General features: G+C 38.3%; 9 protein-coding genes and 1 pseudogene. 2 read left to right on the top strand and 8 right to left on the bottom strand.

Going from position 1 to position 15237, the window contains the following annotated elements; genetic code table 11:
• Positions 1-302: 302 nt before the first annotated feature.
• Together GQR56_RS21475 and fusA are read left to right on the top strand one after the other, a co-directional pair.
• A pseudogene (locus tag GQR56_RS21475) lies at positions 303-451 on the top strand (two-component system response regulator); the annotation flags it as partial.
• A 206-nt stretch (positions 452-657) separates the two neighbouring features.
• On the top strand, positions 658-2742 hold the full coding sequence (fusA, locus tag GQR56_RS07630; protein WP_024610804.1) for an elongation factor G: 2085 nt from the start codon (positions 658-660) through the stop codon (positions 2740-2742).
• Between the two features lie 806 nt (positions 2743-3548).
• Here the strand turns inward: fusA and mdoH are convergent.
• From mdoH to tatC, 8 genes are all read right to left on the bottom strand, one after another.
• Entirely contained in the window at positions 3549-5510 is a 1962-nt protein-coding gene (mdoH, locus tag GQR56_RS07625; protein WP_024610803.1) for a glucans biosynthesis glucosyltransferase MdoH, read from the bottom strand.
• Positions 5482-7101, bottom strand: coding sequence for a glucan biosynthesis protein G (locus tag GQR56_RS07620; RefSeq protein ID WP_024610802.1), 1620 nt, complete (start codon positions 7099-7101; stop codon positions 5482-5484). Before GQR56_RS07620 ends, mdoH begins: the two co-directional genes overlap by 29 nt.
• A gap of 322 nt (positions 7102-7423) precedes the next feature.
• On the bottom strand, positions 7424-10153 hold the full coding sequence (locus tag GQR56_RS07615) for an ExeM/NucH family extracellular endonuclease (protein ID WP_166110022.1): 2730 nt from the start codon (positions 10151-10153) through the stop codon (positions 7424-7426).
• Positions 10154-10287: 134 nt separating this feature from the next.
• Positions 10288-11295 carry a porphobilinogen synthase gene (hemB, locus tag GQR56_RS07610; RefSeq protein WP_166110019.1) on the bottom strand — a complete coding sequence of 336 codons (1008 nt, stop codon included), beginning with the start codon at positions 11293-11295 and terminating at the stop codon, positions 10288-10290.
• Between the two features lie 12 nt (positions 11296-11307).
• Positions 11308-13158 carry a diguanylate cyclase gene (locus GQR56_RS07605; protein ID WP_166110016.1) on the bottom strand — a complete coding sequence of 617 codons (1851 nt, stop codon included), beginning with the start codon at positions 13156-13158 and terminating at the stop codon, positions 11308-11310.
• Entirely contained in the window at positions 13158-13943 is a 786-nt protein-coding gene (locus tag GQR56_RS07600; RefSeq protein ID WP_024610799.1) for a TatD family hydrolase, read from the bottom strand. The genes GQR56_RS07605 and GQR56_RS07600 overlap by 1 nt, the downstream gene beginning before the upstream one ends.
• On the bottom strand, positions 13943-14473 hold the full coding sequence (locus tag GQR56_RS07595) for a hypothetical protein (RefSeq protein WP_166110013.1): 531 nt from the start codon (positions 14471-14473) through the stop codon (positions 13943-13945). The genes GQR56_RS07600 and GQR56_RS07595 overlap by 1 nt, the downstream gene beginning before the upstream one ends.
• Before the next feature lies 1 nt (position 14474).
• Complete coding sequence (gene tatC, locus GQR56_RS07590) at positions 14475-15215, bottom strand: twin-arginine translocase subunit TatC (protein ID WP_024610798.1); 741 nt, start codon at positions 15213-15215, stop codon at positions 14475-14477.
• Positions 15216-15237 lie beyond the last annotated feature (22 nt).

The raw sequence follows: 15237 nt of genomic DNA, 5'->3' as shown, positions 1-15237 counted from the left end.
ATCAAATTTCGGCATTTTCAACAATATAATGTTAATAGCATCTATACGCATATTTATACATGCAAGTACGGTAAAGCATAAGTTTCAACTCAAGTTAACCAGCCCTTTATATGCACGGGTTATAAATACAACAAAAGCATAAAGGTAATTAATTATCTCTAAAAATGACTTTTCAAAGATATTTTAACCACTGTTATATGTAATTTTTAGAAAACCAGCTTTGCTGTTTGTCTTTTTATTAGGCATGCATTTTACTTTGCAAAATACACTATGCTTTTATAAAGCACGTTACTACAGCATTTACTGCTCAGCAAATGGGCAATTTGATTGATGTTAGTCGCTCTACAGCACGCTGTTACTTGGAGTATTTACTTGAGTAGATAAGTTAACAGCGGATCAAAGTTGCAACAGTATCGGTCGCCCTGAGCGTTGTTATAAAATAATGAAGTAACTTTGTGTACCTAATACTCAAACCTTAAATGCTATTTATTTCAATGCATTGCGTTTTTTTTGTCATGTTTGATATTTAATAGATGGTGACGATCAAAAAAATATGTTGAATTGATTGCATTTTAAGCGGCTTGTATGGTGATGTTCGCTTTAAGTGATGTTATACTCCTGCGGAATAATTTATCGACTTTATTAAGAGCAAAATTAATGGCAGATTTATCGAAGTACAGAAACATTGGTATTTTCGCGCACGTTGATGCGGGTAAGACCACGACTACTGAGCGTATCCTAAAGCTTACTGGTCAAATCCATAAAACTGGTGAGGTTCATGATGGTGAATCTACTACTGACTTCATGGAACAAGAAGCTGAGCGCGGTATTACTATTCAGTCTGCGGCTGTAAGCTGTTTCTGGAAAGATCACCGCTTTAACGTTATCGATACTCCTGGACACGTTGACTTCACAGTTGAAGTTTACCGTTCACTTAAAGTACTAGATGGCGGCATCGGTGTGTTCTGTGGTTCTGGTGGTGTTGAACCACAATCAGAAACTAACTGGCGTTATGCTAATGATTCAGAAGTTGCACGTATTATCTTCGTAAATAAATTAGACCGTATGGGTGCTGATTTTTACCGTGTAACTGAGCAAGTACGTAAAGTACTTGGCGCAACTCCACTAATCATGACTTTACCAATTGGTATTGAAGATGAGTTTGTTGGTGTTGTAGATGTTTTAACTAAAAAAGCATACGTTTGGGATGACACTGGTCTTCCTGAAAACTACGAAATCACAGACGTTCCTGCAGACATGGTAGATAAAACTGACGAGTATTATGAAATGCTTGTTGAAACTGCCCTTGAGCAAGACGATGCACTACTTGAAGCTTACATGGAAGGTGAAGCACCTTCTTTAGAAGACATCAAACGTTGTATCCGTAAAGGTACTCGTGACCTTGCTTTCTTCCCAACATACTGTGGTTCTGCGTTTAAGAACAAAGGTATGCAGCTTATTCTTGACGCTGTTGTTGATTACTTACCAGCTCCTACAGAAGTTGATCCTCAACCTCTTATGGATGAAGAAGGTAACGAAAATGGCGAGTTCGCAGTAGTATCTACTGACGAACCTTTCAAAGCGTTAGCATTCAAAATAATGGATGACCGTTTTGGTGCATTAACATTCGTACGTATTTACTCAGGTAAACTAAACAAGGGTGACACTATCCTTAACTCGTTTACTGGTAAAACTGAGCGTGTTGGCCGTATGGTTGAGATGCAAGCAGATGACCGTAACGAATTAACTAGCGCACAAGCTGGTGACATCATTGCTATCGTAGGCATGAAAAACGTGCAAACAGGTCACACTCTATGTGATCCTAAGCACCCAGTAACACTTGAGCCAATGGTATTCCCAACTCCAGTAATCTCGATTGCTGTACAGCCTAAAGATAAAGGCGGTAATGAGAAAATGGGTGTTGCTATCGGTAAAATGGTTGCAGAAGATCCATCTTTCCAAGTTGAGACTGATGAAGATTCAGGCGAGACTATCCTTAAAGGTATGGGTGAGCTTCACTTAGATATCAAAGTAGATATTCTTAAGCGTACTTACGGCGTAGACCTTATTGTTGGTCAACCACAAGTTGCTTACCGTGAAACTATCACTAAAGAAATTGAAGATAGCTACACGCATAAGAAACAATCTGGTGGTTCTGGTCAGTTCGGTAAAATCGACTACCGTATCAAGCCAGGCGAAGTTGCTTCAGGCTTCACGTTTAAATCATCAGTTGTTGGTGGTAACGTACCTAAAGAATTCTGGCCTGCAGTAGAAAAAGGCTTTAAATCAATGATGGGTACTGGTGTTCTAGCTGGTTTCCCTGTACTTGACGTTGAAGTTGAACTTTTCGACGGTGGTTTCCATGCCGTGGATTCATCTGCAATCGCGTTCGAAATCGCTGCTAAAGGCGCTTTCCGTCAATCGATCCCTAAAGCGGGCGCACAACTTCTTGAGCCAATCATGAATGTTGACGTGTTCACTCCAGAAGATCACGTTGGTGACGTAATCGGTGACCTTAACCGTCGTCGTGGTATGATGAAAGACCAAGAAGCTGGTTTAACAGGCAGTCGTATTAAAGCTGACGTACCGTTATCAGAAATGTTCGGTTACATCGGTACACTACGTACAATGACATCTGGTCGTGGTCAGTTCTCTATGGAGTTCTCACACTACGCTGCATGTCCGCAAAACGTTGCTGATACAGTAATCGCTGCAGAAAAAGAGAAGAAAGCTGCTAAGTAATTAGCTCTTTAACTCTTTAAGAAAACCCGCACATGTTGCGGGTTTTTTATTGCCTATAATTAACTAACCTGAACTTTTGATAATAAACCTGCCTCCATTTCAAGCAGCCACTTTTAATACTAATACTAAGTAACTTAGAGCTCTGGCTAGAGAAAAAATCTAAATATAATTACGGTTCAATATGTTAGTAAATCTCATAAGCAGGGTTTAGATTAACTAAAATAATCATGCTATTGCTACCACTACCACTAAGACTATTTAAGCCCGTTTAAAATCATGATTGTCTTTGAGAGTTTGGTGCTTTTTTAGGTAGCTATTTTTTATTATTAGTAGGTTAGATTTAGTATTAGTTAAGGAGTGCTAAAGTCGCTCATTATAATGCTTAAGTTCAACCTTGAGAAAAGATTGCTAGAAGATTATCAGAGTACTATTGTTAGCATTATAAATTTATTTAATGAGATACCTTATAAAATAAGCGCATGTAAAATAGTTTTAATTACACTAATTGTAATATACCAATCTTATAGGGAATAGATTGTTCTGCCAGATTAGATGGCTGATGGCATCAAAACCACTCATATAGAGAAGCCATATATCGTAATTTTAACTTCATCATCGAGATATGCTTTCGTCGTAATAACAGCCCATTAGTTTAATGCCATAAGCATTAAGCTGGTAATTAATAGCACTTGTAGTTAGTGGTGCTTAAATTTTTAAAGTGAGCAGTATTTAAATTTAATAGGGCTATTAAAAAGACAATAAAAAAGGAGCAATAAATTGCTCCTTTTTTATTTGAGAGTGTGGCGCTAGTTAAACTTTTTTATTGCCTTTGTTTTTAGCGCTTTCATCTTTGGTTTGCGTGGTGCCTTAAAGCTATGTATTGGCATAGTCACCAAGCGGTCTTCAGGCAGTGCAGGTATAGAAAATGGGTAAGAGCCTTCTGCTGGTACCGAAATCTCTTTAAGGTGAACTTTAAGCGCCTCTAGCGTTGAGTCATTATCAACTTCACTAGGGCAAATAAATATTCCCATTTTTCTAAGGTATACGCCTAATTTAATACTGCTTGAATAACGCACAATAGGTGCTGCTAATATTAAGCCTAATAAAATAGGTGATAACCACCAGAAAAATACTGGAGTGAAGTAATAAGCAGTGCTACCCCATGCAATTGCAACAATGGTTGAAAATAACGTGTAACCAAATGCTTCTTTCCATGGAACCATACGACCTTCACGTGGTTGTGCATCCCATTTAACTTTTTTACCTAAAAATACACAAATAACAAAGTAGGCATGAAATACCATCATAAGTGGTGCAACAATAATAGCAAACACAGTCTCAATCAATGAGCCTAATATTAGCCTGATAGAACCACCAAAACGTTTATTTCTGTGTACTAGGGTTACTATTACGCCCATTAATTTAGGTAGTAATAAAATAATAATAGTCAGATACAGTAATGAATCTATTAAATCTGTTTTAGCTATTTGCCATGTCGGAAATAATTGATATACCCGGTTAAAATACACATCACTATTTAAGGCACGTGTTACAGCATCAATAGTGCTTAGCGCTAGCATAGATAACCAGATTAGCGATGAAATGTAGGCAGTTGCACCAAGTAAAAAGTGAAACTTACTCATAAATTTTAATTTTGACGAAGATAATAAACCAAGGTGTTGGATATTACCTTGTACCCAGCGTCTATCGCGTACAGCATAATCTAAAATATTACTTGGTACTTCTTCGTAGCTACCTTCAATATCTGAAATTAGTAGCACGTCCCAGCCAGCGCTGTGTAATAAAGATGCTTCAACAAAGTCATGGCTTAAAATTTCACCGCCAAAAGGAGCTTTGCCTTCCAGTGTTGGTAAACCACAACAAGTGATAAATGCATCAACTCTGATAATTGCGTTGTGACCCCAGTAGTTTGCTTTATCGGTTTGCCAAAATGCAGAACCAGTTGCCAACATTGGGCTATAAAGTACAGAAGCGAACTGTAAAAAACGACCAAAAAAGGTATCTTGACGAACAGGGATTGGGATTGTTTGAATAAGCCCAGCTTGTGGATTGTTGAGCATACTTGTTGTTAGCTCTAACATACACTTACCAGTCATTACACTGTCTGCATCAAGAACAATCATATGATCGTAGTTGCTGCCCCAGCGCTCACAAAACTCAGTTAGATTACCTACTTTACGATTTTTATTATCTTCACGGCGACGATAAAAAACTTGTTTTGCAGTATCACCTAAACGTTCACACAACGCATGCCAAGCATTTAGTTCGTTTGTTGCTATTTCTGGGTCTTGTGTATCGCTTAATAGATAAAAGTCAAAGTTATCCAGTTCACCTGTTTCTTTTAACGATTGTAAACTTACTTCAAAACCAGCAATAACACGGTGAGTGTCTTCGTTGTAGATTGGCATTACAACAGCAGTTTTTTGCTGGGCAAGTGCCTCGCTATCAAAAGTAATTGGTTTAATACGCTTTAACGTTAGTGGGTCAATTCGTAGTAATTGCAGCACAAATCCAATTGTACCGCTACAAAACGCCGTTACGATCCACGCAAAGGTAATTGAAAACAATACGAGTAAAGCGTATTCAAGTAGGGTCATTCCGTTTGAGCTTAAAATCTCAAACATAATAGATATACCATAACCTGATATACCAATTGCTGCGATAGCAAACAACAATACGCGAATCGTTTTAAAGGGCATAGACGTTGGTGTCTTTTGCTTACTTGATGTCATTTGGATACCAGACATAACTCCATACCTCGCTAATTTCTTTGTCATGTAGTTTTAGCGATAAACGCATGTCTACAGGTTTACCATCTTGTGGTGCAATTTTAAAAGCTACACGCCATCCAAATGTTTCTGGAAGTTTTTGCACTGTTACATCAGTCACTTCACCGGTAGTTAACTGAATATCTGCTTTTAACTTTAGCGCTGCAGATAACTGGTTAAGCTCTGGACCTGAAAAATCAACTGTGAATTGGCGATGACTTTTAGGTGGTGGATTATCCTCACCTGGTAATGCAGCACTACCAATTCGAGTACGTTCTACTCGTGCTTTGTCATGTTGGTTTAAATGGGCATTAAAGGTCGTCATTTTATAGCTTAACTTTAGTGAGTCACCTGCTTTAAAAGGTTTTTCAGGTACCCAATAACTTACTATATTGTCGTTTGTTTCTGTGTCTGTTGGTATTTCTACTAATTCAACACGGCCATTACCCCATTCACCTTCTGGTTCAATCCAAAGGCTAGGACGGTCATGGTAATGTGCTTCAGTATCAAAATAGTTATTAAAGTCACGGTCACGTTGTGCTAAACCAAAACCTTTTGGGTTATCATAGGTAAAAGACGTAACGCTTAACTGAGCTGGGTTATTAAGTGGACGCCATACCCATTTGTTGTCTTGTGATCTTGTTAATAAACCATCAGAATCATGTACTTCAGGGCGGTAATCATCAAAGAATTTAGTGCTGTTTTCACCGTGATAAAACATACTCGTTAATGGTGCAACACCTAGTTTTTTAACATCTTTACGCGCAAATATTTGCATATCTACTTTTACAGCGGTGTTTGTTGTTGGGTCTACATTAAATCTGTACGCCCCTGCAACAGAAGGGCTATCAAGTAGTGCAAACATCACAATATTAGTTTGATCTGGTTTTGGCTTAACTAACCAAAACTCTTTAAACATTGGAAACTCTTCACCAGACGCTTCAGCAGTATCAATTGCTAAACCACGAGCTGACAGTCCGTAAACTTGGTTTGGTCCAACAACACGAAAGTAAGAAGCACCCTGAAATACCATAACTTCGTCTTTATATTCATTGGTATTTAATGGGTAATGTAATCTAAAACCAGCATGACCAAGCTGTGTGTTGGCAATGCTTTTAGTGATTTCGTCTTTTAAAGGAGCAGCTGTACCGTCATATTGATAAAAGTCAGTATTGAATGGGAGACGGCTACGTTTAGAATCGCTATCAACTGTATTTATAGTTACTGGTGTTTTATATAAAAAACCTGGGTGAAATAGCTGTAGTTCGTAAAGACCTTCGTCTTTCCATACTGACTTGTCTTTTCTAAAGCGAATAGAGCGGTAATCTTGATAATCAATATTATTAAGTGCATCAAGCTCGATGTTTTTAGGTGCAACATATTCTTCGGCGGCTAGCTTTTTTGCACGTGCGCTTATTACATCAAATAGACTGCTTTGTGGGATTGCCACATCGACAGTGGCAGCAAGTGCTTGATTGCTGTTGCCCCAAGCAAAAAACATAATAAGTAGACCCAAAAGTGGCTTTGAGCTCTGTTGCCATGTTGGTATTAAATGGGTTAATTGTTTCATTTTCATTCCTTTATAAAAACACGACTTATTTTTATGGTTAGGGTTAATATTGATTCATCTATTTAACACTTGATTGGTTTACAGCAATATTCGAACCTAAATAAAAGCTTTTAAATATCAGCAGTTAACATGCTTTAATTTAAGTTGGTTACATTTTTTGTGTAAATTACACTCAGTTGCATGTAGTTATTTCTTGATTAAACAGATGGTTTTCAAATCATGTTAAAGATAATACGGGTTGTTTAATGAAGCTTGTCTGAATTACATTTGTATAAAAATAAAAAAAGCCGCAAAAGCGGCTTTAAAAATGAATTAAAATTAATTATTTCTTTTTAAATCTACGCATCACTGAAATAGGTGCTAAAAGCAGTGTTAACCAAAATAATGATCCAGAATCGTTATCATCATTATCGTCTATAACCACTTCGTTTACTTGAATTACAACCGTTGTCGTTTCAGATGTATTTCCAGCACTGTCTTTTGCTTGAACAGCCAGTGTGATAGTACTCTCAGAATCAGAATCAAGATCACTAGCTATTATAAGCTGTCCTTGTCCATTAATAGAAACCTTTTCGCTACCAGAAACTATAAATTCAACCACTGGCGATATATCAGCATTTGGATCGCTAAATACGAGCTGACCTATTACAGTACCTACTGAGCTACCCTCATCAATTGAGAAGGTTTGATCTGCAGCAATAACCGGTGTTTGTTCCTCTGGAGTTAAAATAACTTCAGATTTAATATCAATGATGACAGGGTCATGATCTGATGCACGATATGCGCTTTCAGAGTATAAGCTAGACTGTTGAGCGTCGCTTTTAAACTCAGTATTGTAATCAAGTGATATTGGCTCATCAGCATTAATATGCCAATCTTGCGCTGAAACCACTTTGCTGAGCAGCGACTCTGTAGCTACAGCATGATCTAAGCTTCCTGCGCGACCAGAAAAGCTATAAGAGTAACCAAGTGTATTGCCATCAAGCTCTGCAACTACATTCTTATATCCTTTATCTGCAAATGCACGTATTGGGTCTTCCATTGCGTAAGCATTCATGTCGCCAACTAAAATAGTATCTTCGTCGTCAACACCTGTTGGTTTGCTATCAAGCCAATCTGCGTAAGCGTTAGCACCTTGCGTACGTATTTCATTCCAACAAGCCTGACCATCGTTTTGATCTTCGTTAGCACCGCTTGCGCTACCACAACCACCTTTAGATTTTAAATGTGCTACGGCAACAGTAAAAATTTCATCGGTTGCTAAAGATTTAAAGCTTTGCGCAATTGGAGTACGGTTACTAAAATCAAATGGCGCTTCAGTTGTAATAGCTGCAGTACCTACTTCTTCTACTTTATTAGCACGGTAAATTAATGCTGTAGTGATTGCATCAGTACCTATTTGATCAAGATTGAAGTCAACAAATGCATATTGGTTGGCTGTATCAGCATCGTTTAATGCATTTACTAGGCTAGCAATGGCGCTAAACTCACCAAAACCATCATTTTCTATTTCCATTAAACCAACAACATCTGCTTGCATTGCGCTAATAGCACTAACAATTTTTGCTTCTTGGCGAATAAATTCAGCTTCGGTGTCTGCACCACGATCGGTAGGAAATCCTTCACCTTGACCATCACCATTAAAGTAATTAAGTACGTTAAAGCTAGCTACACGTAAGTCTGCATCAGCATTGAGTTCAGGAGCATCTTCGCGCGCATTTGTTGCAATAAACTGAGGTGCTACCGTTGGGTGAATACGGTAAAGGCTAAAGCTATAAGTAAGAACACCTGTAACAGTGTTTACTGTATCGCCAGTACGTAATGTGTTTTCTGCAGACAAGCCTGGGGTAGGGTATGCCGTTGGATCTAAGTTTTGTACTGTAGAGCCATCATCAAGTAAAATCTTTTTAAGTAGGTTTTCTGTTTCAACAGCATTGGCTGAATCACCAGGCAATGCTATTTGCGTGCCTTGATATAGTCGCTCTGTTGCTAATTCAACTTCGCCAAAACGACCAAGACCAAAGTTGTCGGTAACTACTAAAGGCTGCTCTAAAGTAACTAGCATACCCTCAAATGCTTCCAAGTCAGTTGCGTCTGCTAAAGGCAAAGTAATCTTTGTAGCTGCGACAGATAAACCAGTGTCACAAATAGCAACTTGGCTTACGCTACCAATTTGTGTTGCATCAAAAAACTCTTCAACAGTACCTTGTACTCGAACATGATCGCCAACACTTACATCGGTATCTGCAAAGAAAACAAAAACGCCTTCAGAGGTAAGTGGATTGCTATCAACATCATCAGAAAGAGAGCTTACAAAGAAACCATCAAGCTCTCCATCACCTTGAAAATCAGCAGTAACAATACCTTCTAACTCTACTTGAGTACCAACAAGAGGGCTTGTACTGCCATCGCCTTGAATAGCATTAATGAGTGTTTTATCTGCATTACATACTAATGGTTCAAGTGGTTCAGGCTCTGGTACTGGTTCAACACTGCTGCCGAAAACACCTAGTCCATCAAAATCATCTTGATCAAATTGCACCCATTCTTCACTTGGATCAAAAGCGGCATCAGGTGTTGTGCGACCTACTAGAATACTTTCTTTACGACGAAGGGTCTTATTTTGTGTTTGTACACCACCTTCAGACCAGAATGAACCAGGATCAACACCGCGTTGACCAAAGCTATCTATAACAGTAGTGCCTTGAGTTAGTACTAACGCATCATCACCATTAAAGTTAGCAACGCCACTTTCAATATCCGCTTTTGCTTTAAGTTCATCAACAGAGCTTGAGTTTACAATTACATATGTACTGTTAGCCGCAAGTGTACCCGTTAATTCAATTGAATTACCGACTGTTGTGCTGCCATTTGAGTATAAACCAAGTGTGTAGCCATCTAGCGATATGTCGCTTGTTGATGTGTTATAAAGCTCTATTGCTTTATTATTACTACCACCTTCAACGTATTCAGATATGATTAAATTAGCGGAGGCTGGTGCACTTAGGCTTGCAATAACAAGCGCTAGTGGTGTTATTTTTGTTTTAAACATTTTTTTATTATTCCCGTGTATTTTAAAATCCCAAATGGGACACCAGTTTAGAGAATAAACATGACGAAAATAATACAAAAATGTAAATAGATGTAAATAAAAGGCGGTTTATCCGCCTTTTTGTAATTAATTTACTATTTAGCTAGGTAGCGAGCGGCTTGTTTAGCAAAGTAGGTTAATATGCCATCAGCCCCAGCACGCTTAAATGCAAGTAAAGACTCCATTATAGTCGCTTCCTCACTTAACCAACCGTTATCGATTGCAGCTTTGTGCATTGCATACTCACCACTTACTTGGTAAGCGAAAGTAGGTACACCAAATTCATCTTTTACGCGACGAACAATATCTAAGTAAGGCATGCCAGGCTTAACCATAACCATATCAGCACCTTCTTGTAAGTCTAATGCAACTTCGCGTATCGCTTCATCAGAATTTGCAGGATCCATTTGGTAGGTTTTTTTGTCAGCACCTTTTAAATTTCCGGCTGAACCAATCGCATCCCTAAATGGACCATAATAGCTAGATGCATACTTTGCTGAATAAGCCATTATGCGAGTGTGAACAAATCCATCTGCTTCAAGAGCTTCACGAATTGCAGCAATGCGACCATCCATCATGTCTGAAGGAGCGATTACATCAGCGCCCGCTTGCGCATGTGAGAGTGCTTGTTTAACTAAGATTTCAGTTGTTACATCGTTTATCACATAGCCCGCATCATCAATAATGCCGTCTTGTCCGTGGGTAGTAAATGGGTCAAGCGCACCATCTGTAATTACACCCAACTCAGGAAAAGCCTCTTTTAAAGCGCGAACGGTGCGTTGTACCAAGCCATCATCGTTATATGCTTCTTCTGCAAATAATGATTTTTTATCTGTAGGTGTTACCGGAAAAATAGCAACGGCAGGTATGCCAAGTTCAACGAGTTCTTTTGCTTCAACCAATAGTAAATCTATTGATAGGCGCTCAATACCTGGCATTGATTCAATTGCTTCACGGCGATTCTTACCTTCAAGTACAAAAACAGGATAAATAAGATCATTTACTGTTAGCTGGTTTTCAGCCATTAGACGGCGCGAAAAATTATCACGGCGCATTCTGCGCATGCGGGTGTACGGAAAAAGGTCTAGTCCTGATTGGGCCATATTAATATGCTCCTACTGTGGGGTTGGAAAGGTAATTACTTGATTGCGACCGTGCTGTTTAGCGTAATAAAGCGCTTTATCGGCGCATTCAGTAAAAATTTCGGGATTGTTAATATCGTTGGCAACGTCAGTATAAACGCCAGCACTTATTGTAAATTTAATGTCTGTTCCATCAACTACTACGCCACTTTGTGCAATCGTTTGGCGTATTTGTTCTGCAATATCGTACGCGCCTTTATTTTCTGTATTCGGTAATAGCACTACAAACTCTTCACCGCCATAGCGTACAACCTCGTCAAGAGGTCGCTTTAAGCGATTTTTTATAATGCTTGCAACTGCTTTAATAACTTGATCACCAGTTGGGTGTCCATATGTATCGTTAATGGCTTTAAAGCGGTCTATATCAAGCATTATTATACTCAATGGTGTTTGTTCTCTGCGAGAGCGTCGGGATTCCATTACTAATTTTTTATCAAAAAAGCGGCGGTTTTTTATGCCAGTTAAGGCATCCTCTGTATTGAGTTGTTCAAGTTCTTGGTTTTTTTCTTCAAGTTCTCGCAAGGTTACTTGTAGTTCAAAAGTACGTTCATTTACTTGTGTTTCTAGTTCTTGGCTTGTTTTTTCTTGTAGTGCAAAGCGCTCTTTTAATAATGTATCTTGGGCTGCATTTTTAGCAATTAAGGTTTGTTGTGTAATTACTTGCTCATCACGCTCTAAAATAAATAGTTTCATTACGCAGTAGCACAGGCAAAAGGTGCAGCTAAAAAAGCATATAAATACAAAAGCGAGAGTACCTCTATTAAATGCATATAACCCCATAACAGCAGCGATAAGGTAAAGCATAACCACCAAGAAAAAAACAAGCGAAAGAGCCAGTGCTTTGTTCGGTTTTGAGGCGTTTTTACGAATACATGAAAATGTAGTTACAGTGTAAAAACTTAAAATAATAGGGGTGGTTATTAGGCAAAACAAAGTGATAGTTGAGCTTGGCAGCATCCAAATAAACAATATCGAAATCGCAAATAAGTTAGTTATTATTCTCTGTACATTAAACAGCTTAGAATTTGTAGGTTGGCAAATTTGTCGCTGCAAAGGGAGGAATAATAAAGTAACCAGCATTAGTAATATGGGAATCATAATCTGCTGAATCCCCGGTATATTTGGATGTAAATACCGAATACCAAACCCACAAAGATATAAAAGTAAAAAACCTAATGTTAGTGTTATAACACCGGCATATGCAAAGTAACGCTTATGTGAGAACCCATATAAAACAAGGCAGCTTACTGCTAACGAAAATACAAAACCGATGAATAAGCCGTATACCAAGTTAACATTACCTTTATGGGCTAAATAAGCATCTTGCTGCCATATTGTTAGCGGTATGCGTAAACCAGCGCTATTGGTTACTTTTAGAATGACGGTAGTTGTGCTGTCAGCAGGTATCGTTAATTTAACTAATAACGACTCACTCTTTATTGAGCGCTGAGATAGTAAAAATGCATCGCCTATTAGAGTTTCAAAGAGCAATGTCGAATTATGTAAGTGAAACACCTGAACTTCATTTAACAATGGGTTATCGAGTGAAAGTAGCGGAGTAACATCATTTTTTAGAGTGTTTTTTATTGAGAACATTAACCATACAGGTCGCTCTTCTAACCCAAGGTTTAGAGGTTTATTTTTTATTGTATGCCATTTATTAAAATCACTTTGTGTTGCACTTAGTAATGAGGTTGGTTCAAAAGAATAACGCACAGTGTTAATGCTTTCATGTTTAAAGTGGTCATTTATTACAGGATCAGCAAAAGTGAAAAATGCGCAAAGTAGCATTAATAAACTAAATAATGCTTTTACGTACGACATTAACGCGCCTCTAAGCCAAAAATATCATAAAAGTTTTTTGTAGTTTGTTTTGCTACCAGCTCTTCATCTATTTGATAAAGCTGAGCAATTGTCTGGCAGATATAAGGCAGCAATGAAGGTTCATTTTTACGCGACTTTGGCTTTGGCTTGACTGTGCGAGGTATTAAAAAAGGCGCATCTGTTTCAATTAATAAACGCTCAATAGGAATACTAGGTATTAGCTGCTGCAAGTCTTTACCACGTCGTTCATCGCACACCCAACCGGTAATGCCGATATAAAGCCCTAAATCTAAATAGTTTTTTAGCGCATCAGCATCGCCCGTAAAGCAGTGTAATACACCTTTTACATTAAACTCTTTGAGTATAATGAGCATATCACTACTTGCATCTCGCTCATGTAAGTAAACCGGTAGGTTTAGCTTTTCAGCTAAAGCAAGTTGACGCCTTAATACACTTTTTTGTACGTCTCGAGGTGAAAAGTCTCGATTATAATCAAGACCACATTCACCAATTGCTATAACGTGCTTATCTTTTGCAAGGAGAGTTAGTTGGTTTTCGAGCTCATCAGTGGCTGATTTAGCATCATGAGGATGTACGCCGGCTGTAGAAAATTGCTGATACTTTATGGCAAGCTCAAGCGATTGCTTACTACCAGCTATATCGCAGCCAATAATAAGCATACGGCTAACACCTGCGGTATTAGCACGAGTAATAACATCTTGATGCTGCTCATCAAACTGATGGTTAGTTAAGTTAACCCCAGCATCAATTAATGTGTATGACATTATTTAGTACGTTTAACGCGAATAGAGCTGTTTTTACCTTCTTTTTTCAATAAAAAAGAATTAAATGCGCCACGGCTAATTATAATAGTATCGTCTTCTTTTAAGCGCATACGATCTGAACCAACTTGACGCCATTGTTGATCGTTATCTAACGAAATAATTAATTCGCCGTAAGCCGCCTCTTCAACAGATGTAACCATCGCCTTAATTTCAGTTTCTTTTTCTACTTGTACTTCTTGCTTATGCTCTAAACCAAAACCGCCAGTTGTTACCTCAGCTTGCACTGGTGCTGTAGCGACCGAATTTGCAATTACAGGTACATTATTAGCGGCTGGTGGTGTTAGTGTTTTTGTTACCGACGGCTTTACAAGTGACTTGCCTGCAATTGTATTGTCGTAACAAAGCAAACGATTAAAATCGTTTTCAATAAAGCTACATGCTTGCAGTGCTTGCTCATTAATTGGTGTTTCTGCTTGAGCTGCAAAAATAGGTGCACTTAGTAAAACGAGTAGTGATAATTGCTTTTTCATTTTATTCCTCAGATTTTTGTTGTTCTTTAGCGGTATAAAATTTTGCTAAAATTAGACCTAATTCAAACAAAAGCAGCATTGGAAATGCTAATAATGTTTGTGATAGTACATCAGGTGGTGTTAAAAACATTGCTACTACAAAAACGCCCACCACGATATAAGGACGCTTTTCTTTTAAGCTTTTTGTTGTTGTTGCACCACTCCAGCATAGCAGCATAATGGCCACTGGAATTTCAAATGCGACACCAAATGCAAAAAACAGTTTTAATACAAATCCTAAATAGCTGCTTATGTCGGGCGCAAGGGTCATCATTTCTGGGCCCGTACTTGTAAAAAACCCTAAAATAATTGGTAGTACCACAAAATAGCAAAATGCAATCCCACCATAAAATAATATGATACTTGAGGCGAGAATAGGCATAAGCATACGTTTTTCGTGCTGGTATAAACCTGGGGCTATAAACCCCCATATTTGATGCAATATCCACGGAATAGATGCAAATAAAGCGACAAACAAAGTAAGCTTAAATGGTGCAAAAAAGGGCGCAGTTACGTCAGTTGCAATCATGGTTGCAGTACTTGGCAAATGCGAGACTAACGGCTGTGCGACAAAGGCATAAATGTCATTCGCAAAATACACAATGGCAATAAAAATAACAAAAATGCTTAATAGTGCTTTTATTAGCCGATCCCGCAACTCAATTAAATGAGCTACAAACCCCGATTTTACTTCCTCAACCATTATTATTTATACCATTTAGTAA

This window comes from Pseudoalteromonas sp. Z9A5 (assembly GCF_011378875.1).
Classification (GTDB): domain Bacteria; phylum Pseudomonadota; class Gammaproteobacteria; order Enterobacterales; family Alteromonadaceae; genus Pseudoalteromonas.
The sequence above is the reverse complement of the archived record's forward strand: the minus strand, read 5'-3'. Positions and strand labels throughout refer to the sequence as shown.

Excerpts from the sequence above, each read along its gene's own strand:
- GQR56_RS07605 (WP_166110016.1), bottom strand. The coding sequence starts at position 13,158 with ATGTCGTACGTAAAAGCATTATTTAGTTTATTAATGCTACTTTGCGCA.
- mdoH (WP_024610803.1), bottom strand. The coding sequence starts at position 5,510 with ATGTCTGGTATCCAAATGACATCAAGTAAGCAAAAGACACCAACGTCT.
- hemB (WP_166110019.1), bottom strand. The coding sequence starts at position 11,295 with ATGGCCCAATCAGGACTAGACCTTTTTCCGTACACCCGCATGCGCAGA.
- fusA (WP_024610804.1), top strand. The coding sequence starts at position 658 with ATGGCAGATTTATCGAAGTACAGAAACATTGGTATTTTCGCGCACGTT.
- GQR56_RS07600 (WP_024610799.1), bottom strand. The coding sequence starts at position 13,943 with ATGTCATACACATTAATTGATGCTGGGGTTAACTTAACTAACCATCAG.
- GQR56_RS07615 (WP_166110022.1), bottom strand. The coding sequence starts at position 10,153 with ATGTTTAAAACAAAAATAACACCACTAGCGCTTGTTATTGCAAGCCTA.
- tatC (WP_024610798.1), bottom strand. The coding sequence starts at position 15,215 with ATGGTTGAGGAAGTAAAATCGGGGTTTGTAGCTCATTTAATTGAGTTG.
- GQR56_RS07595 (WP_166110013.1), bottom strand. The coding sequence starts at position 14,473 with ATGAAAAAGCAATTATCACTACTCGTTTTACTAAGTGCACCTATTTTT.
- GQR56_RS07620 (WP_024610802.1), bottom strand. The coding sequence starts at position 7,101 with ATGAAACAATTAACCCATTTAATACCAACATGGCAACAGAGCTCAAAG.